The sequence below is a fragment of the Burkholderia sola genome (assembly GCF_905400185.1).
GTDB lineage: Bacteria > Pseudomonadota > Gammaproteobacteria > Burkholderiales > Burkholderiaceae > Burkholderia > Burkholderia sola.
In genome coordinates, this window is the sequence record NZ_FR989675.1 from 1,679,827 (window position 1) to 1,703,512 (window position 23,686).

At 67.4% G+C, this 23,686-nt stretch carries 22 protein-coding genes and 2 tRNA genes; 16 read left to right on the forward strand and 8 right to left on the reverse strand.

Annotated elements, in window-relative coordinates:
* Position 1: 1 nt before the first annotated feature.
* The 10 genes from KR541_RS07745 (at position 2) to KR541_RS07790 (ending at position 10,493) form a co-directional block, all read left to right on the forward strand.
* A complete protein-coding gene (locus KR541_RS07745; protein WP_216089479.1) occupies positions 2 to 2,416 on the forward strand; it encodes a secretin N-terminal domain-containing protein in 2,415 nt (804 codons plus the stop codon).
* On the forward strand, positions 2,413 to 2,901 hold the full coding sequence (locus tag KR541_RS07750; RefSeq protein ID WP_089488401.1) for a type II secretion system protein: 489 nt from the start codon (positions 2,413 to 2,415) through the stop codon (positions 2,899 to 2,901). The genes KR541_RS07745 and KR541_RS07750 overlap by 4 nt, the downstream gene beginning before the upstream one ends.
* A complete protein-coding gene (locus KR541_RS07755; RefSeq protein ID WP_050012535.1) occupies positions 2,876 to 3,271 on the forward strand; it encodes a type II secretion system protein in 396 nt (131 codons plus the stop codon). Before KR541_RS07750 ends, KR541_RS07755 begins: the two co-directional genes overlap by 26 nt.
* A 13-nt stretch (positions 3,272 to 3,284) precedes the next feature.
* A complete protein-coding gene (locus tag KR541_RS07760; protein ID WP_235356172.1) occupies positions 3,285 to 3,782 on the forward strand; it encodes a type II secretion system protein in 498 nt (165 codons plus the stop codon).
* A gap of 13 nt (positions 3,783 to 3,795) precedes the next feature.
* Positions 3,796 to 4,479 carry a response regulator transcription factor gene (locus KR541_RS07765; protein WP_050012537.1) on the forward strand — a complete coding sequence of 228 codons (684 nt, stop codon included), beginning with the start codon at positions 3,796 to 3,798 and terminating at the stop codon, positions 4,477 to 4,479.
* 395 nt (positions 4,480 to 4,874) lie between these two features.
* A complete protein-coding gene (locus tag KR541_RS07770; protein ID WP_050012538.1) occupies positions 4,875 to 5,396 on the forward strand; it encodes a fimbrial protein in 522 nt (173 codons plus the stop codon).
* Positions 5,397 to 5,413: 17 nt separating this feature from the next.
* Positions 5,414 to 6,142 (forward strand): fimbrial biogenesis chaperone, encoded by a 729-nt coding sequence (locus tag KR541_RS07775; protein WP_050012539.1) that lies wholly within the window; start codon positions 5,414 to 5,416, stop codon positions 6,140 to 6,142.
* Between the two features lie 118 nt (positions 6,143 to 6,260).
* Positions 6,261 to 8,819, forward strand: a complete 2,559-nt coding sequence (locus KR541_RS07780; protein WP_060733861.1) for a fimbria/pilus outer membrane usher protein — start codon at positions 6,261 to 6,263, stop codon at positions 8,817 to 8,819.
* The gene (locus KR541_RS07785; RefSeq protein ID WP_124630421.1) at positions 8,816 to 9,784 is read left to right on the forward strand and encodes a fimbrial protein; all 969 of its coding nucleotides are present in this window, start codon (positions 8,816 to 8,818) and stop codon (positions 9,782 to 9,784) included. The genes KR541_RS07780 and KR541_RS07785 overlap by 4 nt, the downstream gene beginning before the upstream one ends.
* Before the next feature lie 157 nt (positions 9,785 to 9,941).
* Positions 9,942 to 10,493: a cytochrome b gene (locus KR541_RS07790; protein ID WP_050012542.1), complete on the forward strand. Its 552-nt coding sequence runs from the start codon at positions 9,942 to 9,944 to the stop codon at positions 10,491 to 10,493.
* Between the two features lie 110 nt (positions 10,494 to 10,603).
* Here the strand turns inward: KR541_RS07790 and KR541_RS07795 are convergent.
* Positions 10,604 to 10,690: transfer RNA gene (locus KR541_RS07795), tRNA-Leu, on the reverse strand.
* Positions 10,691 to 10,939: 249 nt separating this feature from the next.
* On the opposite strand from KR541_RS07795, the gene rnr reads away from it, so the two are divergent.
* The 6 genes from rnr (at position 10,940) to KR541_RS07825 (ending at position 18,164) form a co-directional block, all read left to right on the forward strand.
* Positions 10,940 to 13,417: a ribonuclease R gene (gene rnr, locus KR541_RS07800; protein ID WP_050012543.1), complete on the forward strand. Its 2,478-nt coding sequence runs from the start codon at positions 10,940 to 10,942 to the stop codon at positions 13,415 to 13,417.
* Positions 13,418 to 13,565: 148 nt separating this feature from the next.
* The gene (gene rlmB / locus KR541_RS07805) at positions 13,566 to 14,309 is read left to right on the forward strand and encodes a 23S rRNA (guanosine(2251)-2'-O)-methyltransferase RlmB (RefSeq protein ID WP_050012544.1); all 744 of its coding nucleotides are present in this window, start codon (positions 13,566 to 13,568) and stop codon (positions 14,307 to 14,309) included.
* A 104-nt stretch (positions 14,310 to 14,413) separates the two neighbouring features.
* Positions 14,414 to 15,286 carry an N-acetylmuramoyl-L-alanine amidase gene (locus tag KR541_RS07810; protein ID WP_089488403.1) on the forward strand — a complete coding sequence of 291 codons (873 nt, stop codon included), beginning with the start codon at positions 14,414 to 14,416 and terminating at the stop codon, positions 15,284 to 15,286.
* 92 nt (positions 15,287 to 15,378) lie between these two features.
* The gene (gene rpiA / locus KR541_RS07815) at positions 15,379 to 16,074 is read left to right on the forward strand and encodes a ribose-5-phosphate isomerase RpiA (RefSeq protein WP_216089480.1); all 696 of its coding nucleotides are present in this window, start codon (positions 15,379 to 15,381) and stop codon (positions 16,072 to 16,074) included.
* 282 nt (positions 16,075 to 16,356) lie between these two features.
* Positions 16,357 to 17,073, forward strand: coding sequence for a FadR/GntR family transcriptional regulator (locus KR541_RS07820; RefSeq protein WP_050012547.1), 717 nt, complete (start codon positions 16,357 to 16,359; stop codon positions 17,071 to 17,073).
* A 101-nt stretch (positions 17,074 to 17,174) separates the two neighbouring features.
* The gene (locus KR541_RS07825; RefSeq protein WP_089488405.1) at positions 17,175 to 18,164 is read left to right on the forward strand and encodes a Gfo/Idh/MocA family protein; all 990 of its coding nucleotides are present in this window, start codon (positions 17,175 to 17,177) and stop codon (positions 18,162 to 18,164) included.
* Between the two features lie 70 nt (positions 18,165 to 18,234).
* Here the strand turns inward: KR541_RS07825 and KR541_RS07830 are convergent, their stop codons facing one another.
* From KR541_RS07830 to KR541_RS07860, 7 genes are all read right to left on the reverse strand, one after another.
* Positions 18,235 to 18,927, reverse strand: coding sequence for an amino acid ABC transporter permease (locus KR541_RS07830; protein WP_006484207.1), 693 nt, complete (start codon positions 18,925 to 18,927; stop codon positions 18,235 to 18,237).
* A gap of 122 nt (positions 18,928 to 19,049) precedes the next feature.
* Positions 19,050 to 19,844, reverse strand: a complete 795-nt coding sequence (locus tag KR541_RS07835; RefSeq protein WP_124630419.1) for a cystine ABC transporter substrate-binding protein — start codon at positions 19,842 to 19,844, stop codon at positions 19,050 to 19,052.
* A 99-nt stretch (positions 19,845 to 19,943) separates the two neighbouring features.
* A complete protein-coding gene (locus tag KR541_RS07840) occupies positions 19,944 to 20,981 on the reverse strand; it encodes a quinone-dependent dihydroorotate dehydrogenase (protein WP_012492588.1) in 1,038 nt (345 codons plus the stop codon).
* 98 nt (positions 20,982 to 21,079) lie between these two features.
* Complete coding sequence (locus KR541_RS07845; protein ID WP_050012550.1) at positions 21,080 to 21,910, reverse strand: arginyltransferase; 831 nt, start codon at positions 21,908 to 21,910, stop codon at positions 21,080 to 21,082.
* A gap of 33 nt (positions 21,911 to 21,943) precedes the next feature.
* On the reverse strand, positions 21,944 to 22,708 hold the full coding sequence (gene aat / locus KR541_RS07850) for a leucyl/phenylalanyl-tRNA--protein transferase (RefSeq protein ID WP_050012551.1): 765 nt from the start codon (positions 22,706 to 22,708) through the stop codon (positions 21,944 to 21,946).
* A 10-nt stretch (positions 22,709 to 22,718) separates the two neighbouring features.
* A complete protein-coding gene (locus tag KR541_RS07855) occupies positions 22,719 to 23,264 on the reverse strand; it encodes an NUDIX hydrolase (RefSeq protein WP_006476111.1) in 546 nt (181 codons plus the stop codon).
* Positions 23,265 to 23,447: 183 nt separating this feature from the next.
* A tRNA-Met gene (locus KR541_RS07860) sits at positions 23,448 to 23,524 on the reverse strand.
* Positions 23,525 to 23,686: the final 162 nt, after the last annotated feature.

The following is a 23,686-nucleotide window of genomic DNA, read 5'->3' on the forward strand; positions in this document are numbered from 1 at the left end:
CATGAAACGTAAAGTCAGTCTGTTGCTCCTGATTTCGGCGCTTGCGCTGACAGGATGCGCAAGTACCCCGTTCAATCCCGCGCCCGATGCCGCCGCGACGCCCGCCGAACGACTCGGCACGCTGCAGCAACAGCAGGCCGCCGCGCCCGACGACATCGCCGTCGCGACCGCCGTCGAATTCAGCCGGCAAGCGTATGTGCGCGCGGAACTGAAGGAAGCCGACCGCCAAGTCGCGCAGGGCAACCATGCGGCCGCGATCGATCACCTGGAGAACGTGCTGGGCGAAGATCCGGGCAACCTGAAAGCCGCCCAGACGATCGAGCAGGTCAAGCGCCGCCAGCAAATGGCGGTCGACCTCGCGCGCGCGCAGCGCATCGGCGGCGAGAAACCGCAGGAGGCGCTCGAGATCGCGCGGCGCATCCTCGCCGAGCAACCGAACCACGCGGGCGCCAAACGCCTGCGCGACACGATGCTGCGCCAGTCGCAGGCCAGCCGCGCGGTGCGCCCGCAACTGTCCGACGCGCTGCGCAAGCCGGTGTCGCTCAATTTCAAGCAGCAGCCGCTGGCCAACATCTTCGACGTGATTTCGCGCGTGTCCGGCGTGAATTTCGTGTTCGACCGCGACGTGGACACCAGTCAGGCCGCGACGCTGCTCGCGGAGCGCACGACCGCCGAAGACGCGATCAACCTGCTGCTGCGTACCAACCAGCTCGAGAAGAAGGTGCTCGACAAGCACACGCTGCTCGTCTACCCGTCGCAGCCTGAGAAGGCCCGCAATTACACGGAGTTCGCGATTCGCACATTCTTCCTGTCGCATGCGGACGCCAAATCGGTGATGGCCGCGCTGCGCCAGATGGTCAAGCCGAAGGACGTGTACGTGGACGAGCGGGTGAACGCGGTCGTCATGCGCGACACGCCGGAGACGATCCAGGTCGCGGAGCGCGTGGTGATGGGGCTCGACATCCCGCAATCGGAAGTGACGCTCGACGTGCAGGTGCTCGAGGTGAACATGAACGACAGCCTCGATCTCGGCGTCCAGTATCCGGGCAAGATCCAGTTCAACGCGCTCGGCGGCGTGGAAGGCAGTGCGCTGACGCTCGGCGACCTGCTGCGGCTGAATCGCGACCGCGTCGGCGTGTCGAGCGAATCGGGCGGCCTCGCGCTCGCGATCGATCTGCTGCAGAAGCAGGGCAAGACGAAGACGCTCGCCAATCCGAAGATCCGCGTGCGCAACATGGAGAAGGCGAACATCAAGATCGGCGAACGCGTGCCGATCGTCACGACCACCAACGCGAACGGCGTCGTGACCGAATCGGTCAGCTACCAGGACGTGGGCCTGATGCTCAAGGTCGAACCGCGCATCAGCCTGAACGAGGAGGTGAGCGTCAAGGTGAACATGGAGGTCAGCAGCATCCTGTCGAAGGAAACCACGAAGACCGGCCTGGTCGCGTATTCGCTCGGCACGCGCAACGCCGAGACGCTGATGACCGCGAAGAACGGCGAAACGCAGATCCTCGCGGGCCTCGTCAAGCGCAACGAAAGCGACAGCATCGCCGGGCTGCCGGGCGTATCGGGCCTGCCCGTGCTCGGCCGGCTGTTCGGCTCGAACGGCCGCAGCAACGAGCGCTCGGAGATCGTGCTGCTGATCACGCCGCATATCGAGCGCAATCTCGACCTGCCGATGTCGGCGGTGACGACCTTCCTGTCGGGCACCGAGTCGCGCGTGACCACCGAAGCGCTGACGCTCGAGTCCGCGCAGGCCGTGCCGGCGCGCCTGCCGTCGCCGAACGGCCCGGATCTGGACGCGCCGATCGAGCCGTCGCCGCCCGCGGGCAACCGTGCAGCCGCGGAGCGCGACACCGCCGACTCGGCAGAGTCGGCCGGCGCGCAACCGCAGGCGCCCGCGGAGGCCCGGCAGGACGACGCGACGAGCCCTGCAGTCGAGTCCGGCGTGCGCGGCGTGGGAATGATGCGTACGCGTGCCGCGGCCGGGCAGCAGCCGGTTGCCGCCGTCAAGGTGGCCGCGCTCGCCCCGGCCGGCACGGCGGCGAACCGTCGGACGGTAGCGCCGCGAGAGGATGCGCCGCACGCGGCCGCCACGCCGGCGAAGCCTGCCGGCCTGCGCGCGGAAATCGCGATGGCGCGAATCGAGCTGGATCGCGCGAGCGACATCGACGGGGCGTCGCAGCGCGCGCGACCGGCCGCGCTCGAGCATGCCGGCGCACCGGCGCCGGACGCGCAGGCGAGCGCCGCCGCTGCGCCTGCGCGCGGCGAGCACCGGGTCGCTACCGCGGTGCGCTCGCTGATCGCCACGCTGCAGGCGTTCGTCGATCGCTTCGTGGGCGGGCCCGAACCGGCCGCGCCGCTGTACGCCGACGCGCCGATGCTGCTGTCCCGCACGCGGGGCTTCGCATGAGCGTCCGTCGACGTGCCCGTGCGCGCGGCTTTACGCTGATCGAGCTGATGGTGGCGATGTCGCTGCTGGCGTTGCTCGCGACCGTCGCGCTGCCGTTGACGGATCTGGTCAAGCGGCGCGCGGACGAGGCCGAGCTGCGCCGTACGCTGGTCGTGATCCGCTCGGCACTCGATGCATACAAGGAGGCGGCGAGCGACGGGCGGATCGAGCGCAGCGTCGACGCGAGCGGCTACCCGGCCGACCTGCGCGTGCTCGTCGACGGCGTCGTCGACAAGAAGTCGACGGACGGTGCGCGACTGTATTTCCTGCGCAAGATTCCCGCCGATCCGATGTGCGAATGCGACGGCAAGGCGCCCGAAGACACGTGGGAAACGCGCAGCTACGCGAGCGATCCCGATTCGTTTTCTTCCGGTGAGGACGTGTTCGACATCCGCTCGACCAACCGCAAGGAGGGCCTCAATGGCGTCCCGTACAACCAGTGGTAGTCGTGTGCGCCGCGCCGCCGGCTTTACGCTGATCGAGTTGCTCGTCGTGATGGCGATCATCGCGGCGCTCACCGCGTTCGTCGCGCCCGGCTACCTGAAGCAGAGCGACCGCGCGAAGGAAACGGTGCTGCGTCACAACCTGAACACGCTGCGCCAGTCGATCGACGACTATCGGGCGGATCACGGCCGCGATCCCGCCACGCTCGATGCGCTGGTCGAGCAGCGCTACCTGCGCGAGCTGCCGCTCGATCCGGTCACCGGCAAGCGCGGCTCGTGGCGGCCGCAGGCCGGCGAGACGGGTGGCATCGCGGACGTGAAGAGCGGGGCGAAAGGGCGCGCGCTCGACGGGAGCGACTATGCGACGTGGTGATCGGCGATGCGGCTTGCGCAGACAGCGCGGCATCGCGTATCTCGGCGTGCTGATGCTGGTCGCGGCGCTCGGGCTCGGCATGACGCAGGCGGCGCGGATCTGGACGACGGTGCAGCAGCGCGACCGCGAGGCGCAGCTCCTGTTCGTCGGCGACCAGTTTCGCGCGGCGATCGCAAGCTACTACAATGCGGCGGGAGGCGGCCGCTATCCGGCGTCGCTCGACGCGCTGCTCGAGGATCGTCGCGGGCTGCCGACGGTGCGTCACCTGCGGCGCCTGTACGCCGATCCGCTGACCGGGTCGACGCAGTGGGGGCTCGTGAAGGCGCCGGACGGCGGCATCATGGGCGTGTTCAGCGAGGCGCCCGGGCAACCGCTGAAGCGCCAGGGTTTCCCGGCGCGATACGACGCGTTCGGCGACAGCGGCGCGTACAGCGAATGGACTTTTGTTTATCTGCCGCCCGCTCCGGTCGACGCTGCGGCGAACGGGCCGGGAGACGGGGCGGCATACTGAGATCAGGACGAACATGATTGTCGCAATACTTGAAGACATCGTGACCCAGGCAGGCGTCGTGGCCGGCTGGCTCAACAAGGCCGGCTACGACACGGAGGTGCGGCACGACGGCGACGGCTTCATCGAACTGGTGCGCACCCAGCGCGTCGACGTGCTGCTGCTCGACTGGGACGTGCCGGGCAAGTCGGGGATCGAGGTGATGCGCTGGGCGCGCGAATCGTTCGCCGACGCGCTGCCGATCATCATGATGACGCAGCACGACGGCGAGAACGACATCGTGTTCGGTCTGAACAGCGGCGCCGACGATTACCTGATCAAGCCGCTGCGCGAGCGCGAGCTGGTTGCACGCGTGAACGCGCAGGCGCGCAAGTACTATCCCGAGACGCAGCGGGCGAAGGTCGTCGAGGTCGGCAAGTTCGCGCTCGACGTGAGCGCGCACGCCGCGACCGTGGACGGTGCGCCGGTCGAACTGTCTCTGCGCGAGTTCGAGGTCGCGCTGATGCTGTTCGAGAGCGTCGGGCGGATCGTGTCGAAGGACATGATGATCAAGCGCATCTGGGGCGTGGTCGACCGGAAGTACGACGCGACGCTTGCCACCTACGTGAGCAAGCTGCGCTCGAGTCTCGGGCTGCGCGCAAAAAATGGCCTCGTGATCACGACGGTCTACAACTACGGATACCGGCTCGAGCGGGCCTGAGCATCCGGCCGGATAGCGGCCGCTTCGTCTCCCGATCCGGCGACGCGGGGTGGCGCACCGCCTCGGCTCGCTGGCCTTCCGCCGCCGTTCGGCATTGCAACGATGCACGTCGCGACGCTGTCGTGATGCGCGGCGGCGCGCTTCGCGATCCATTCATCCACCTGTTCTTTCTCTGTCATTTTCCACCGGTTCGAACGGCACGTTCGGTCACGCCGGTGCGAGATCGCGCTCGCGCTCGGCGCGCGTGCGGCGCCTGTCGGGCGATCGTTGAGGATCTCTTCACATTTGTTGGGTGGCGGCGACCGGGCCGGAATAATGCCTGTGAACTCGACGGGTTCACGGTTCCGCTGTCCGGGACCGGCAGTGAAGCTCCTTACTTTTCCCCAAGACATTCGATGAAACAGTTCCAGAAACCTTTCGTGCTGCTCGCCCTGATGGCGGCATTCGGTTCGACGTCCGCGTTCGCGGCCGACGGCACGGTGAACTTCCACGGCAAGATCGTCGCGACGACCTGCAAGATCGACAACAGCAATATTCAGGTGCCGCTCGGCGCAATCGGTATCGACCAGCTCGCCGAAGCGGGCCGGGAAAGCCGTCGCGTGCCGTTCCAGATCGCGCTGAGCGAGTGCAATGAGCAGTTGAGCGGCGTGCGTGCGCAGTTCGAAGGGCTGTCGCACGGCGAAGATGCGACGCTGCTCGCGGTCGGCACCGGCAGCAAGGACGACGCGAAAGGCGTCGGTATCCAGTTGATGCACGAAGACGGCAAGCAGATCGGCATCAATACGGAGTCCGACACACTCCAGTTGACGCCGGGCAGCAACGTGCTGAACTTCGCCGCGAACTACGTTTCGACGTCGGACCAGACCGAGGCGGGCGAGGCGAACGGTACGGCGTCGTTCACGCTGAACTACCGTTGAGCCGAGGGGGCCAGCCGATGACGCATCGCTTCGTACCCCGCGTGCTTGCCTGCATGCTCGGGCTGTGCATGACTCACGGCGCGCTCGCGGGCATCGTGGTGGGCGCGACCCGCGTGATCCTGCAGGAAGACCGGCGCGAGGCCGTCGTGCCCGTGAAGAACACGGACGGCCAGCCGTATGTCGTGCAGGCGTGGATCGACGGCGGGCCCGCGCAGGCCGGCGCGAAAGCGCCGTTCTTCGTTACGCCGCCGCTGTCGCGGCTCGATCCCGGCAAGGAAAACCTGCTGCGCGTGATGCGCGTCAAGCACGCACTGCCGGCCGATCGCGAGTCGATGCTGTGGCTGAACGTGAAGGAAATACCGGTCGCGGCGAAGCAGGAGAACGTGTTGCAGATCGCGATCCAGACGCGGCTCAAGGCGTTCTACCGCCCGCAGGGCCTGACCGGCTCGGCGGCCGATGCACCGGCGGCGCTGACCTGGCGCATCGTGCCGTCGCGCGACGGCGCGATGCTGGCGGTGTTCAATCCGACGCCTTATCACGTCACGTTCGCGAAGATCGACGTCGATGCGGGGGCGACCGAGGATGTCGATCTCGAGACGGCGCCGCCGTTGCAGGCGACGACCTACCCGCTGCGCAACCTCCGTGCGCTGCCGGCGCAGCCGGTCGCGCTGCGGTTCAGCACGATCAACGACTACGGCGCCGTGACGCCGACCGTCACGGTGACGGTGCCGGCCGACGCCACCTGATGCGACGCGGTCGCGCAGCCGCGGCCGACGGGCGCTTCACGATCCGCTTTTACGACCTTTTCATCCTTCAGACCTCACGCGGTGCGCGTTCATCCGGCGCGCGCCGCGCCTTTCGTTCATGACACGACGCCTTCACCTGCTGCGCCGATGCGTGCTCGCGCTCGCCTCGACCCTCGCGATCGGATTGCCGATCGCGGGCGGCGGGTCCGCGCACGCGCAGACGGCATTCAATCCCGCGTTCCTCGCGTTCGGCAACACGCAGGCGGACGTGGACCTCGACGCGTTCGCCGAGGCGAACGTGCTGCTGCCCGGCATCCATCCGGTCGAGGTGGCGGTGAATGGCGAATCGTACGGCCTGAACGACATCCGCTTCGAGCGCGGCGCCCCCGACGAATCGGTACGGCCGTGCCTGAGCGCCGCGCAACTCGATGCGTTCGGCGTGAATCTCGCGGCGTTTCCGCGACTCGCGGATGCACAGGACAATGCGTCCGCTTGCATGAACCTGCGCGACGCGATGCCGGACGCGACCGTCACGGTAGACCCGGATCGCCAGGCGCTGTCGCTGACGGTCCCGCAGGCGAAGATGAAGCGGGTCCCGCGCGGCTCGGTCGATCCGTCGCGCTGGGACAACGGCATCGATGCGATGCGCATCGACTACCGTGTCAACGCCGCGCAGCGGCGCTACGGCGACCTGCCGTCGGGCCACGCGACGGAAGCCTACGGCAGCGTGCGCGCGGGCCTGAACCTCGGCGCGTGGCGCCTGCGCGGCAGCGCGATGGCGAACCGCAACGCGTCCGGTTTGCAGACGCAGTTCTCGAACGCCTATCTCGAACGCGACATCCCCGCGTGGCGCAGCCGCGTGACGCTCGGCGACAGCTTCACGTCCGGCAGCGTGTTCGACAGCGTGGCCTTCCAGGGCGTGCAGCTCGCGTCCGACGACACCATGCAGCCGGACAGCCAGCGCGGCTACGCGCCCGTCGTGCGCGGCATCGCGCAAAGCCACGCGAAGGTCGAGATCCGTCAGAACGGCTATCTGATCTACAACAGCTACGTACCGCCCGGCCCGTTCGAGATCGACGATCTGTATGCGGTCGCGTCGAACGCGGATCTCGAGGTGACGATCATCGAGGCCGACGGGCAGGCGCGCAGCTTCATTCAGTCGTCGGCGAGTATTCCGACCCTGCTGCGCCAGAACGCGTGGTCGTATCGCGCGGCCGCGGGCCGCCTGCGCGCCGATTCCGGCCGGCCGCAGTGGTTCGCGTCGGCGAGCGCCGCCTATGGCTTGCCGGGCGAGACGACGATCTACGGCGGCGCGACCTTCGCGAGCGGCTATGCGGCGCTGGCGGCCGGGGTCGCGCGCAACATGGCGCGCCTGGGCGCGGTGTCGGTCGACGTCACGCATGCGCGCCACCGGAACCACGCGGGGCAGGCGGGGGCCGGCAGCGCCGCGCGCCTGATGTTCGCGAAGGCGTTCGCGGCCACCGGCACCGAGCTGCGCGCCGCGCACCATCATTATTCAGACGGCTATCGCAGCCTGTCCGACGTCGCGGTGCGCTATGCGGCGTCGGTCGACCGGTGGGCGTATCGCGCCGGCAAGCGCAGCCGCAGCGAGCTGAGCGTGTCGCAGAACCTCGGACGCGCGGGCTCGCTGTACGTCAACGCGAGCCGGCGCACGTACCGCGACGGCGCGGGGGAAGACCGGCTGGTGCAGCTCGGCTATTCGGGTAGCGTATCGCGCGTGTCGTACAACGTGAGCGTCAGCCACGAGTCGCGCGCCCGCGGCGCGAGCAGCCGGCAGGTGTCGCTGAACCTGTCGCTTCCGATCGGCGGCGGGCGCACGGCGGCGCCTCGCGCGTACGGCAGCGCGACGCTGATCGCCGGCACTGCCGGCACGGAGCAGCGCGCGGGCGTGTTCGGCACGCTGCTCGCCGACGATAGCCTCAGCTATGGCGTCGACGCCGATCGATCGGCGAACGGCCTCGGCGGCGCCCTGAACCTGAACTATCGGGCGACGGCCGGCCAGTTCTCGGCCACCCACAACCAGGCGCGCGGCGGCTCGCAGACATCGGTCAGTGCCGCGGGCGGCGTGCTCGTGCACGGCGGCGGCGTGACGTTGTCGCAGCCGCTCGGCGAAACCGTCGCGCTCGTGCGCAGCGAGCGCGCGGCCGGCGTCGGCGTGGTGGCGCATGCCGGCGTGCGTACCGACCGCGCGGGTTATGCGGTCGTGCCGCATGTCACGCCGTACCGGCAGAACCGCATCGCATTGCGGACCGCGGAGCTCGATCGCCGGCTCGAGATCCGCAACGCGATCGTGCACGTCGTGCCGACGCGCGGGGCGGTCGTGCTGGCGCCGTTCGAGGTCGAGGCCGGGCGCCTGATGCTCGATCTGGTCGACGACGCGGGCAAGCCGGTGCCGTTCGGCGCGGCCGTGCTGACGGCGAACGGCAAGGCGGTCGGCATGGTCGGCCCGAACGGTCAGGGCTTCGTCACGGGGATCGACCGCGCCGGCGACCTGCTCGTGCGCTGGGGCATGCGTGCGGACGAACGCTGCGCGCTGTCGTACGACATCGGCGAATCGACCGCGCATCGCAATTTTCCCGAACTCGCGGCCGTCTGCTCGCGCGCGCATCCGGCGCTGCGGGCCGACGCCGCGTCAACCTCGTCATCCCGATCATGAAACCCTCGACTTTCCGATTTGCCGCGCGTCTGCGCCGCTGGGCGGCACTCGTCGCGCTGACGCTCGGTACGGCGCCCGCGTTCGCCACGTGCCTGAGCGCGCCCGAAGACTTCAATCCGCTCGAGTTCGGCCCGATCGCGGCCGACAGTGTCGACGCCGGCGGCATCGTCGCGTCGGCGCGTTTCACGCTGACCGTCACCTGCTCGCGCAACGGCCAGAACGTGCCCGAGCCACGCACGTTGCGGTATGCGAGCGAGTTCGGTCCGCTGCCGGGCATGAACCTCTGGGCAAGCAACCTGCCCGGGCTCGCGCTTCGCGTGGCGCGCGATGGCGAGGATCTCGGCGGCCAGACCGACGGGTTGCTCGGCGTGCATCCGGGCGATGGCACGGCGCGCGAGTACGTGATCGACGTGGAACTCGTCAAGACCGGGCCGGTGACGCCCGGCTTCCTGCAGGGGCAGGTGCTGAGCGTCGATGCATCGGCCGCGATTGGCGACCCCGACCACAACGTGGTGCACAAGCACATCACGAGCAGCTATGTGCGCGGTGTCGCTTGCACGGTCAATACCGATTCCAAGCATCTTGTCGTGCCGCTCGGCGCGGTGCCCGCGAACGCTTTCGATGGTCCGGGCTCGACCCGTGCGTCGCGGGAATTCGCGATCAACCTGACCTGCAGCCCGTATGGAGAAGCGCGGCCGACGCCGCTGTCGATCCAGTTGCTCGGCGAGACGGTGCCGGGCACGGCGGACGTGCTGAAGCTGCATGGCGACGCTGCCGCGCAAGGGGTGGGGATCCGCGTGCTGAAGGACGAAGCGCCGGTGGCGTTGAATGCGTGGCACAGCCTCGGCGATGCGACCGTCGGCGCGACCACGTTGCCGTTCACCGCGCAGTACTACCAGTACGGCGAGCGCGTGACGGCGGGTTCGGGCGACGGCGTGATGACATTCCTGATCGAGATGCGTTGACGCCGGCCGGCCACGCGGCGCTCGTCCGCGCGCCGGCCAGCGCCGGACCGGGCGTTTTGAAATCTTTGAGGATGCTTATCCATACCGGAATCGACGTCGATAATTTCATCCACTGTTCCAACACAACACTGCAATGGCAATCGATAAAGGATGAATCATGCATACGGTTTCTCAGACCAGTTTTCGGCAAGCGTCTTCGGATGACGGCCGCTACGATCGCTTTTCCCGCGCACTGCACTGGATCTTCGCGGTCGTGATCCTGTACACGATGGTGGCCGGATTCTCGCTGCACTTCATTACCCAGCCGGACGTCTGGCGTTTCGTGTCGACGCTCAACATGTCGCTCGCGAGCAGCCTGATCGTGCTGTTTCCGCTGCGCTACGTGTGGTCGTTCTTCCGTCGGACGCCGCCCGACATCGCGTCGATTCCTTCGAAGCAGCGGTCGATCGCGCATCTGGTGCACTCGCTGATTTACGCGCTCGTCGCGTTCGTGCTGTTCAGCGGCTTCGTGATGGTGCCGGACGGCTACTGGCTGTTCTGGGCGGTTTACGTGAATACGCCGTTCAGCGCGGGGCCGGTTACCGAGCACTGGTTCGTCCTGCACAAGATCGGCTGCTATCTGCTGGCATTGCTGGTGGTCGCGCACGCGGGCGCCGCGCTCAAGCACCATTTCGTGTCGAAGAACGGCGTGCTGAAGCGCATGCTTTGACGAGGCCGCCGCAGTGAGTCGATGAAAGGGAAGGCGGGCGCGCAGGCGCTTTACTTCCTGGGCCGAAAATGAAAAAAGGCCGGCTAGAAGCCGACCTTTTTAAATACAGATGGTGCCCAGGAGAGGACTCGAACCTCCACGATGTTGCCACCGCTAGGACCTGAACCTAGTGCGTCTACCAATTCCGCCACCTGGGCACGTTTTGCAGTAGCTGCTTGCTGCAAAGAAGCGAAATTATAGCGCCCCAATTATTCCTGTCAACACTTTTTTGCGATGCATCGCAAACCGGCCGTCGCCGCGCGCGCCGGCGGCATTCCCGTCTTTTGGCGACACGGGCGGGTGATAGAATGACCCGCCGCCGTCAATATAGAACTGTCAGACGGACACCTCTATGTTGATGCCGTGCACCATCAGTCAACGCAACGAGAACAATCATCGACAAACCCTTGAGCAAATATCCGTACCCCATTCCGAGCCGTGAAGAGATTCTCGGCGTGCTGCGTACGAGCGACGCGCCGCTGGCCGCCAACGACATCGCCGAAGCCCTGTCGATCAAGCGTCAGGAGCGCGAGGGGTTCTTCCGGCGTGTCGCCGCGATGGAGCGCGACGGCCAGATCCGCCTCGACAAGCGCGGCCACTACCAGTTGACCCATCCGTCGAATTTCGTCGCAGGGCGCGTGCAAGGGCATCGCGACGGCTACGGGTTCGTGATCCGCGACGACGGCCAGGACGACCTGTTCTTGCCGAACGGCGAAATGCAGAAGGTGATGCACAACGACCGCGTGCTCGCGCGGATCGTCGGCTACGATCGCCGCGGCCGGCCGGAAGGGCATGTCGTCGAAGTCACCGAGCGCGCGAACAAGCGTGTGATCGGCCGCCTGCTGAACGAGAACGGCGCGCTGATCGTCGCGCCGGAAGACAAGCGCATCGGCCACGACATCCTGATCACGCAGAACGTGAAGAAGGCGAAGGTCGGGCAGGTCGTCGTCGTCGAGCTGACCGATTTCCCGAGCCGTCATTCGCAGCCGCTCGGCCGTGTCGTCGAAGTGCTCGGCGACATCGACGATCCGGGCATGGAAATCGAAATCGCGGTGCGCAAGTACGGCGTGCCGCACGAATTCAGCCAGCCGGCGCTCGACGAAGCCGCCGCGCTGCCCGACAAGGTGCGCCCCGCCGACCTGCGTTTCCGCGTCGACCTGCGCGACGTGCCGCTCGTGACGATCGACGGCGAGGACGCCCGCGACTTCGACGATGCCGTCTACTGCGAGCCGGTCAAGGTCGGCCGCGGCGACGGCTACCGGCTGATCGTCGCGATCGCCGATGTGTCGCACTACGTGCAGCCGGGTAGCGGGCTCGACGCCGACGCGCTCGAGCGCAGCACGTCGGTCTACTTCCCGCGCCGCGTGATCCCGATGCTGCCGGAGAAGCTGTCGAACGGCCTCTGTTCGCTGAATCCGCAGGTTGATCGCTGCGTGCTCGCGTGCGACATGGTGATCACCGGGCGCGGCGAGATCAAGGCATACCAGTTCTATCCGGCCGTGATCCATTCGGCGGCGCGCCTCACGTACACCGAAGTCGCGGCCGTGCTGTCGAACACGAAGGGGCCGGAGGCCGCGCGCCGCGCCGACCTGCTGCCGCACCTGCAGGATCTGTACGGCGTCTACAAGTCGCTGTTCGCCGCCCGTCAAAAGCGCGGCGCGATCGACTTCGACACGACCGAGACCTACATCGTCTGCAATTCGCAGGGCAAGATCGAGCAGATCGTGCCGCGCCAGCGCAACGACGCGCACAAGCTGATCGAGGAATGCATGCTGGCCGCGAACGTCTGCGCGGCCGATTTCCTGAAGCGCAACAAGCATCCGGGCCTGTACCGCGTGCACGCGGGGCCGACGCCGGAGAAGCTCGAGAACCTGCGCGCGTTCCTGCGCGGCATGGGCCTCTCGCTCGGCGGCGGCGACAAGCCGCATGCGAGCGACTACGCGGCGCTGATGGCGCAGATCCGCGACCGGCCGGACGCGCAGATGCTGCAGCCGATGCTGCTGCGCTCGATGCAGCAGGCGGTCTACAGCCCCGACAACATCGGTCACTTCGGTCTCGCATACGAGGCGTACGCGCACTTCACGAGCCCGATCCGCCGCTATCCGGACCTGCTCACGCACCGCGCGATCTACGCGATCCTGTCGGGCAAGAAGTACGCGCCGAAGGCGCCGGAAGGCTTCGAGCTGAATACCGCGTTGTCGCCGCGCGCCCGCGCGATGCAGCAGGCCGACGACGAAGCGCGCGGCCGTTCGCGCTCGAACACGGCGATCTGGGAAGAGCTTGGCCTGCACTGCTCGGCGAACGAGCGCCGTGCGGACGAAGCGTCGCGCGACGTCGAGGCGTGGCTCAAGTGCTACTTCATGCGCGACAAGCTCGGCGAGGAGTACGGCGGGATGGTGAACGGCGTGACGTCGTTCGGCATCTTCGTGCAGCTCGACACGCTGTTCATCGAAGGGCTCGTGCACGTGACGGAGCTCGGCTCGGACTACTTCCAGTACGACGAGATCAAGAACGAGCTGCGCGGCGAACGCACGGGCATCCGCTATCGCCTGTCGGATCGCGTGCGCGTGCAGGTGAGCCGCGTCGATCTCGATGCGCGCAAGATCGATTTCCGCCTCGTGCGCGATACGCCGGTGAAGGCGCCGCGTCCGTCGCCCGCGCCGGCTGCCGGCGTCGATCGCAACGGCGGCGGCCCGCGCGTGCGTGCGCTGCCGCCGGTCGACGAAGCCGCGCCGCGTCGCAAGCCGGCCGCGAGCGCGCCGAGCGTCGCGGTGAAGGAAGCGCGCGCCGCGCGTGGCGCCGCGAAGAAGAAGGGCGGCGGCGGTGGCGGCGGCGCACCCGCGAAGCCGACCGCGAAGAAGGCCCGCGCCCGCAAGAAGTATTGAGCGTTCGGGGCGGCGTACGCGCACGCCCCGCAGTATCGAGAGACGCCGCGTCACCGGTCATCGGCCGGCCACGCGGCGCTTTCCTTTTCCATGGATCGCGGCCGCGCACGTCGCACGGCCGCACGTTTGATCGAAGGTTGTTCCAGTCATGTCACGTCTGAAGGTTCTTTACGGTTTTCATGCGGTGACCGCACGTTTGCGGCACGATGCATCGACGGTGGCGGAGGTGCTGTACGACCAGACGCGCCGCGACCGCCGCATGCAGGACTTCCTGCACACCGCGAAGGAAGCGGGCGTGCGGCTGATCGCGGCCGACGAAACGCGCCTGTGGGGCCTCGCGCATACGGAGCGCCACCAGGGCGTCGTCGCGCGCGTCGAGGACATGCCGCTCGCGCAGAACCTGTCCGAGCTGCTCGACGGCATCAACGGGCCCGCGCTGCTGCTCGTGCTCGACGGCGTCACCGATCCGCACAACCTCGGCGCATGCCTGCGGGTCGCCGATTCGGCCGGCGCGCACGCGGTGATCGCGCCGCGCGACCGGGCGGTCGGCCTGAACGCGACCGCGGCCAAGGTGGCGAGCGGGGCGGCCGATACGGTGCCGTACATCACGGTGACGAACCTCGCCCGCGCGCTGCGCGAGCTGAAGGAGGCCGGCGTGTGGATCATCGGCACGTCGGACGAGGCGTCGGCGACGCTCTACGACACGAAGCTCGACGGCCCCGTCGCGCTCGTGATGGGCGCGGAAGGCGAAGGCATGCGCCGGCTCACGCGCGATACCTGCGACGAAGTGATGAGCATCCCGATGGCCGGCAGCGTCGAAAGCCTGAACGTGTCGGTCGCCAGCGGCGTGTGCCTGTACGAAGCCGTGCGCCAGCGGCGCGTGAAGGGCTGAGCCCGGGGCTGCCCCGTCCCGCGCGCGATGCGCGGGCGTCGAATGACCCGAACGACGCGCGTCGCGATGCAACGCGGCACGCGGCTCTGCGGAACCCGCGACCGATGACCCTGTTTCGTGTTGGCGTCTCCTGCGCCGTGCTCGGCCTGCTGGCGGCCTGCACGTCGCCGTCGCTCGTCGAACGCGACGCCTACTACGCCGACACGAGCCTGCACGCGCGCGGCGCCGATTCGCGGATCCGCTTTCTCGTGATGCATTACACCGAAAGCGACGAGACGAAATCGCTGCGCACGCTGACCGGCGAGTCGGTCAGCGTGCATTACGTCATCCCGCCGCAGCCGCGCACCGAGCGCGGGATGCCCGTCGTCTACCAGCTCGTTCCGGAAGCGCGGCGCGCGTGGCACGCGGGCGTCAGCGAGTGGCAGCGCACGACCGAGCTGAACGCGGTGTCGATCGGCATCGAGAACGTGAACCGCGGCCCGCTCGACGCGCAGCAGCGTACCTGGCAGCCGTATCCGCCCGAGCAGGTCGACGCGCTGATCCGTCTGTCGAAGGACATCGTCGCGCGCTACGGGATTGCGCCGACGCGCGTGGTCGGGCACAGCGACATCGCGCCGCAACGCAAGATCGATCCCGGCCCGCTGTTCCCGTGGCATGCGCTCGCGCAAGCCGGCGTCGGCGCATGGCCGGACGACGCGACCGTCGCCGCGCGGCTCGGCGGCCGCGACCCGCACGCGCCGGTCGACGTGCGCGACCTGCAGTTCAAGCTCGCGCGCTACGGCTACGACGTGCCGACCGACGGCGTGCTCGACACGCGCACGCAACGCGTGATCGCGGCGTTCCAGATGCATTTCCGGCCATCCGATTACGCGGGCAATCCGGACGCGGAAAGCGACGCGATCGCGCAGGCGCTGCTCGACAAGTACTTCCCCGGCACGCAAGCGTCGGCCCCCGCACCGGCGGCCGACACGCGGTGACTACGCGGCGTATCGCACGCCGAAAAACGCGGGGGCGTCCGCCGACTCCGGTAAACTGGCAGTTTTCCGCAATCCCGCAGCATTACCACGCCATGACTCAAGACGAACTCAAACGCCTCGTCGGCCAGGCCGCCGCCGATTACGTGATCCAGAACGTGCCGGAAGGCGCCGTGATCGGTGTCGGCACCGGCTCGACCGCCAACTGCTTCATCGACGCGCTCGCCGCCGTCAAATCGCGCTATCGCGGCGCCGTGTCGAGCTCGGTCGCCACGACCGAACGCCTGAAATCGCATGGCATCAAGGTGTTCGACCTGAACGAGATCGAGTCGCTTCAGGTGTACGTCGACGGCGCCGACGAAATCGACGCAGGCGGCGCGATGATCAAGGGCGGCGGCGGCGCGCTGACGTGCGAGAAGATCGTCGCGTCGGTGGCCGACACGTTCGTCTGCATCGCCGACGCCAGCAAGCGCGTGCCGGTGCTCGGCGCGTTCCCGCTGCCGATCGAGGTCGTGCCGATGGCGCGCACCGCGATCGGCCGGCGCGTGACCGCGCTCGGCGGCGTGCCCGTGCTGCGCGTGACGAAGGACGGCGCGCCCTACATCACCGATAACGGTAACGAGATCATCGACGTGAAGGGCCTGCAGATCGCCGATCCGCGCGGTTTCGAAGCGCAGCTGAACGCATGGCCGGGCGTCGTGACGGTTGGCCTGTTCGCCGAACGCGGCGCGAATCTGTGCTTGCTCGGCACGGAAAACGGCGTCGAAACGATCGTTTATCCGGCTGGCTGAAACTGAATGAGAAGCAGTCCGTAACGGTGCGGTATCGGCCGTCATGGATCGGATGGTTAAATCTTGTGGAAACCGGGGTCCGGCAGGCGCGGCGCGCTTCCCGGGCCTTTTTTTTAGCCGTATAAATCACCTCGTTCAAAAGAGGGATAACCCTGTCAGGTGTTTACCAGATAGCGAAATATCGTCGAACTCATCAACTTATAGATCATAAGAACAGAGTAGTAACCAGGGCCGGCGGAACTGCGGAGCAGGTGTTCGCAAATCGACGCACGGGGAGGTGTCATGGAGCAGGGCAAAGACCGGTCACTGGTCGCCAAAGTGATGGATGGGCTTGTCGCGGGTATCGTCGAGGACAAGTACGGCGGCATCTTGCCGCCGCAGGACGTGCTGTCGAAAGAGTTCGATGTGAGCCGCACGGTGATGCGGGAAGCGTTGTCGATGTTGCTTGCGCGCGACATGCTCGACGTGCGTCCGAAAGTCGGGACGCGCGTGCGGCCGATGCGCGACTGGCGGATGATCGACGAGGACGTTGTGAGCTGGCGCTTTCGGGCAAAACCCGATCCGCAGTTCATGCGCGACGTCATCGAATTCCGGATGCTGATCGAGCCACGTGCGACCGCGCAGGCGGCGGTGCGTGCGACGGCGGCCGACATCGCGGGCATTCGCGAAGCGTTCGATGCGTTCAAGGTGCTGCAGCCGGGCGACGCCGGCTACGACACGGCGGACGAGTTGCTGCATACGCGGATCGTCCAGGCGAGCGGCAACCAGTTCTTCCAGCAGATGGCGGCGATCGTGCGCGGCGCTGTGCGTCTCGTGAACCCGCGCGTCGTGCAGAAGGAGGGCGCGCACGACACCGCGGTGAAGGCGCATGCGCGCGTCGTCGATGCGATCGAGCGGCGCGACCCGCGCGAAGCCGAAGCGGCGTCGCTCGCGCTGATCGATTTCAGCGCGGACGAGATTTCGCGCGATTTCTCGGTCGACGTGCCGGTGCGCGCCTGACGCGGCGCGTGTCGCTCATCCTCGTGCCGCCGGGCCGTTTATCATGACGGGCGGCCGGCAGCGTGCCGGCCACCGTCATACGACCGACACGGAAGATCAGGATGAACGACAACGACCATCGCCCGGTGCGCTTCGGCATCGTCGGTGCAGGCAGCATTGCGCGCCGCTTCGCGCAAAGCCTCGCACACGTGCCGGGCGCCACGCTCACCGGCGTCTGGGCGCGCCGCGCCGACGCGGCTGCCGCCTTCTGCGGGGCATACGGCGGCACGCCTGCCGCGCGCCTCGACGCGCTCCTCGCGAGCGACGAAATCGACGCGGTCTACATCGCGACGCTCCATGACAGTCACGCGCGGTACACGCTGGCCGCCCTGGCTGCCGGCAAGGCCGTGCTGTGCGAGAAACCCGCGGCGCTGAACGCCGCGCAACTCGACACGGTGCTGGACGCGGCGCGCGATGCCGGGCGGCTCTTCATGGAGGCGATGAAGCCGCCATTCTTCCCGCTGTATCGTCAACTGCGTGCGCACCTGCGTGACGATCCGATCGGCGAGATCCGGCTCGTGCGGGCGGGCTGCGCATCGTCGTCGGTGCCGGACGACCATTCCGTCTATCGGCTCGATCGCGCAGGCGGCGCGTTGCTCGACATCGGCATCTACGAGGCGTTTCTCGCTGTCGACTGGCTCGGCGCGGCGCGCGACGTACAGACGCTCGGCCGCGTCGGTGCGACCGGTGTCGACCTGTTCGCAAGCCTGAACAGCGTGCATGCGAACGGCGGGATCGCGCAGCTCTTTTGCGGGCTCGACGTGATGGGGCGCGGCGACGCGCTGATCGCCGCGGCCGGCGGCCACGTGACGATTCACGAGAAGTGGTGGAACCCCGAGCGTGCGACGATTCGCTATGCGGACGGGCGCACCGTCGAACTCGACGCACCGGCCGCGGGCGGCGGGCTGAACTACGAAACCGCGCATTTCTGCGACCTGCTGCGCGCGGGCGAGACCGAAAGCCCGATCATGACGCACGACCATTCGCGGCAGATGATTGCGATGACCGATGCGGCGCGCGCCGTGCTCGGCGTGCGCTATTCGGGCGAATAGGCGGAATAGCCGAAACAGGCGGGAAGGAGGGCGCCGGGCCCGCGAGCGCGGCCCGGCGTAACTGCGCGGCTCAGTGCCGCGACGGCAGCGACAGGCGCTTTTCGTACCAGCGCTGCACCCATTCGAGAATCTGGCACAGGATCCAGTACACGGCCGCGGCGGCGAGATAGAGCGGCAGCGGCTGATAGGTCGCCGCGATCACTTCCTGCGCGCTGCGCAGCAGTTCGGTCACGGTGATCACCGACACGAGCGACGTGTCCTTGATCAGGCTGATCAGGCTGTTCGACAGGCTCGGCACCGCGATGCGCAGCGCCTGCGGGCCGATCACGTAGCGCAGCGTCTGGCCCCACGACAGCCCGAGGCTGTATGCGGCGAGCCATTGGCCGCGCGCGATCCCGTTGATCGCGCCGCGCATGCTTTCCGACATGTAGGCCGCGACGTTCGCGGACAGTGCGATCACGCCGGCCGGCGTCGGGTCGAGCGAGATGCCGAGGCTCGGCAGCCCGTAATAGATCACGAAGATCTGCACGAGCAGCGGCGTGCCGCGCATCAGGCTCACGTACGCGCGCGCCAGCCACGCGAGCGCGTTGACCCAGATGCGCTCGAAGCCGTCGAGCGCTTCGCTTTGCCGGATGCCCATCATCGCGAGCACGACGGCGCCAAGCAGGCCGAACACCATTGACAGCACGGCGAACTTGACGGTCAGTACGGCACCCTGGGCGAGCACCGGCAGCGATTGGACGAGCAGGGACGTTGTCGACATGGAATACGAAGCGAATGCGTGCGCGAAAGCGCAATCATAAACCGGACCGATAAAACAAAGGGCGGCATCGTTGCGGATGCCGCCCTTTCCGGCCCGCCGTCAGGCGGGAAATGCAGGCGTGCTTACTTGATCGGTTTCGTCACGTCGATGCCGAACCACTTGTCGGAGATCTTCGTGAACGTGCCGTCGGCCTCGAGCTGCGTCATCGCGTCGTCGATCGCCTTCTGGAACTTCGGGTTGCCCTTCTTGAACGGGATACCCGACGGGTTCGCCGAACCGACGTTCGCGCCCGGGCGCAGCGGCAACTGCGAGTTCTTCGTCAGGTACGCGAGCATCAGGCGGTCGTTGAGCGCCGCGTCGAGGCGGCCGGCCGCGAGATCGCGCAGGTACTCGGGCGCGCCCGGGTACGTCTTCACGTCGATGCCGGGCACCGATTTCGCCATGTCCATGTAGTTGGTGCCGAGCGCGACGCCGAGCTTCTTGCCCTTCAGGTCTTCCAGCGACTTGAACTCGCGCGTGTCGTCCTTGCGCTGGATCAGCTGCGCGGACGAGAATGTGTATGCAGGCGAGAAGTCGAGCGTTTCCTTGCGCTTGTCGGTGATGCCGACCTGGTTGGCGATCACGTCGAACTTGCCCGCCTGCAGGCCCGCGATGATGCCGCTCCATTCGGTCGTCACGAACTCGGCCTTCACGCCGAGCTTCGCGGCGACGGCCTTCGCGATGTCGACGTCGAAGCCGACGAGTTCGCCTTGCGGGTTCTTCGAGTTGAACGGCGGGAACGTGCCTTCGAGGCCGACGCGCAGCGTGCCGCGCTGCTTGACCTGGTCGAGGAGGTCGGCCGCGTGGGCGGTTGCCACAGCGAACGACGTGCCGATCACGCCGGCAACCAGCAGCTTCTTCAACAGCGAAAATTTCATCGTGTGTGTCCTTGCCCTGTCCGGGTCAATGATTCTGATCGTGAAGCGATGATAGCAAAAATGCTATTGATATCTAAATAAAGTTTGTTTATGGCTATATTACGCGGTGCGTTCGCGGGCGATCGCCTTCACGCATTCGGACACGAGCGCCGGGCCGCGATAGATGAAGCCGGTATAGAGCTGGACGAGCGCCGCGCCGGCCGCGAGCTTCGCACGGGCATCCTCGCCCGAGAAAATGCCGCCGACGCCAATGATCGGCACGTCGTTGCCGACTTCGGCGTGCAGCTTGCGGATCACCTCGTTCGACGCGTCGAACACCGGGCGGCCCGACAGGCCGCCGGCTTCGTCCGCGTGCGGCAGGCCCTGGACCGCCGCGCGCGACAGCGTCGTATTGGTGGCGATCACCGCTTCGATCTTGTGGCGCAGCAGCGTGTCGCCGATTTCCTTGACCTGCTCGTCGTCGAGATCGGGCGCGATCTTCAGCGCGAGCGGCACGAGCTTGCCGTGCAGGTCGGCGAGGCGCTGCTGCTTGTCCTTCAGCGCGGCGAGCAGCGCGTCGAGCTCGCCCGCGCCCTGCAACTGGCGCAGGTTCTTCGTGTTCGGCGACGAGATGTTGATCGTCACGTAGCTCGCGAACGGGTACACGCGCTCGAGGCAGTACAGGTAATCCTCGGCCGCGCGTTCGATCGGCGTGTCGGCGTTCTTGCCGATGTTCAGGCCGAGGATGCCGCGATAGCGGGCGGCCTGCACGTTCTTCACGAACTGGTCGACGCCGTGGTTGTTGAAGCCCATTCGGTTGATCAGCGCTTCGGCCTGCGGCAGCCGGAACATCCGCGGGCGCGGGTTGCCGGGCTGCGGGCGCGGCGTGACCGTGCCGACCTCGATGAAGCCGAAGCCGAGCGCCGCGAGGCCGTCGATGGCCGCGCCGTCCTTGTCGAGGCCGGCCGCGAGGCCGACCGGGTTGCGGAACGTGAGCCCCATCACGGTGCGCGGCGCGTCGGGCACGCGGGCCGACAGCGCGCAGGCGAGGCCCGTGCGTCCGGCCGCGCCGAGCGCGCGCAGCGTAAGGTGGTGAGCGTCTTCCGCATCCATTTTGAACAGGGATGCGCGGGCCAGCGGGTAGAGGGAACTGAACACGGGAATGGGGCGGACGGCCGAAATGAATGACAACCCGCTATTTTACCGGGAGTTGCGCGGCACGGGCGTGCTTCGCTTCGTAGCCGCCGCGACGCGCGTCAGCCCGAGCCGGAATGTCCGCCCGGCAACGGCGCGCGCGCCAGCGCCGCGTCGACGGGCGGCAGGTCGATCCGTTCCGGATCGAGCGTCTTCCAGCGGCCGTCGATCAGCCCTTCGAGCGGATGGAAGTTCGCCTTATAGGCCATCTTCGGGCTCTCGCGGATCCAGTAGCCGAGGTACACGTAGGGCAGCCCGAGGCTCTTCGCCTGCTCGATCTGCCACAGGATGTTGTAGGTGCCGTAGCTCGTGTGCCGGTCGTCGGGCTCGAAGAACGTATAGACCGACGACAGCCCGTCGCCGAGGATGTCGATCATGCTGACCATCCGCAGCTTGCCGGGTTCGCCGCCCGGTGCGTCGAGGTCGCGGAATTCGACGAGGCGCGAGTTGATCCGGCTTTGCAGCAGGAACTGTTCGTACTGGTCGCGACTGTCGCGATCCATGCCGCCGCCCGCGTGGCGCGCGGACTGGTAGCGCATGTAGAGCGCGTAGTGCTCTTCGTCGTAGTGCAGCGGCGACACCGTCGCGACCAGCGTGCGGTGCCGCTTCCACATCCTGCGCTGCGTGCGCGTCGGCGCGAACTCGCCGACCGGCACGCGCACCGGCACGCATGCGCGGCAGCCGTCGCAGTACGGACGGTACGTGAAGACGCCCGAGCGGCGGAAGCCGGCCTTCACGAGTTCGGTGTAGATGTCGGAATTGATCAGGTGGCTCGGCGTCGCGACTTGCGAGCGTGCGATGCGGCCGTCCAGATAGCTGCACGGATAGGGCGCCGTTGCATAGAATTGCAACGCCGAAAGCGGTGAAAGCGGCAGCTCAGTCGGGTGAGTCATGGGCAGCTCTCGATGCAGGGAAGGAGTGCCGCGCTAGCGCTCGCTCCCGGTGGGCGCCGCCGTTTCGGCGGGGCTCGTCAGCGCGGCGAGCACGCGCTTGTCGAACTGCCACGGAATCGGCGGTTCGGCTGCCGCGCGGCGCACGTGAGCGACAAAGGCCTGGCGTGCGATCTCGCGGCCGCCGAGCGACGCTAGATGCGACGTATTCTGCTGGCAGTCTATCATTTCCAACCCCTGCTCGCGAAGGTGCGCGACGAGCGCGGCCAGCGCGATTTTCGATGCATCGGTCACGTCCGCATACATCGATTCGCCGAAAAACATCCGGCCGAACGACACGCCATAGAGGCCGCCGACGCGGCGCCCGTCGTGCCACGTTTCGATACTGTGCGCGTTGCCGGAGCGGTAGAGCGACGTATAGGCGTCGATGATCTCGGCGGTGATCCAGGTGCCGCGCTGCCCGCGGCGCGGCGCCTGCGCGCACGCGCGCATCACGCCGGGAAAGTCGTGATCGACGCGCACTTCCCATTCCGGCGTGCGCAGCACGCGCTTCAGCGTCTTGCGCAGCGACGGCGACACCTTGAATTCGGCCGGCACCAGGATCATGCGAGGGTCGGGGCTCCACCACAGCACCGGCTGGCCGTCCGAGTACCACGGGAAGATGCCGCGCCGGTACGCGTCGATGAGGCGCGACGGCAGCAGGTCGGCGCTCGCGGCGAGCAGCCCGGGCGCGCCGGTCGCGGGGCCGAGCGCGCGTTCGATGGACGGAAACGGATCGTCCGGGCCGAGCCAGGGAACCATGGGTGGGGGCTCAGCCGTTGCGCAGCGAGCGGAAGATATCGCCGGTGTGCACGCCGTAGTCGCCGGCTGCGCGATCGGCGAAGAAGAAGCGCAGCGTCTGGCTGACGGTCGGGAACGCGATCTCGTCCCACGGAATGTCGGCTTCGTCGAACAGTTTCACTTCGAGGCTTTCCTCGCCGGCTTCGAAACCCGGATCGGTGAGCCGCGCGAGGTAGAACAGATGGACTTGATGCACGTGCGGCACGTTGAGCAGCGTGAACAGGTTCTGCACCTCGACGCGCGCGCCGGCTTCCTCGAGCGTTTCGCGCGCGGCGGCTTCCGCGGTCGTCTCGCCCATTTCCATGAAACCCGCCGGCAGCGTCCAGAATCCGTAGCGCGGTTCGATCGCACGGCGGCACAGCAGGATCTGGTCGCCCCAGACCGGCACCGTGCCGACGACGTTGCGCGGATTCTGATAGTGGATCGTGCCGCAGTGATCGCAGACGAAGCGTTCACGGTTGTCGCCAGGCGGAATGCGCGCGAGGACTTCGTGACCGCAGACGGAGCAGAATTTCATGTCGAGTGGAAGGGACGAGGTGATGCGAGTGTATCACCGGCCCGCGGCATTCTTGAACGCCTGCGCATGCGGCGGCGTGTCGGGCGAAACGGCGCGCGCGTGCGCGAAGAGGGCGCGGCGTCCGGACGCGCGAAAACAAAAAGCCCGGCGCGAGGCCGGGCTTTTTGCGACATTCTGGACGGTTGGTTGCGGGGGTAGGATTTGAACCTACGACCTTCGGGTTATGAGCCCGACGAGCTGCCAGACTGCTCCACCCCGCGTCCGTCGAAGAAATGAATTATATGGGCTAACCCAGATGCGTGCAAGTGTTTTCTGACAACCGCATGGCAGGCGCTGGTGGGGCCGGTACGCGGTGGCACGTGCGCTAGAATCGAGCGGTTTGTGTCGCCATCCCGGCAGCGGCGCTGCGCGATCGCATCGGC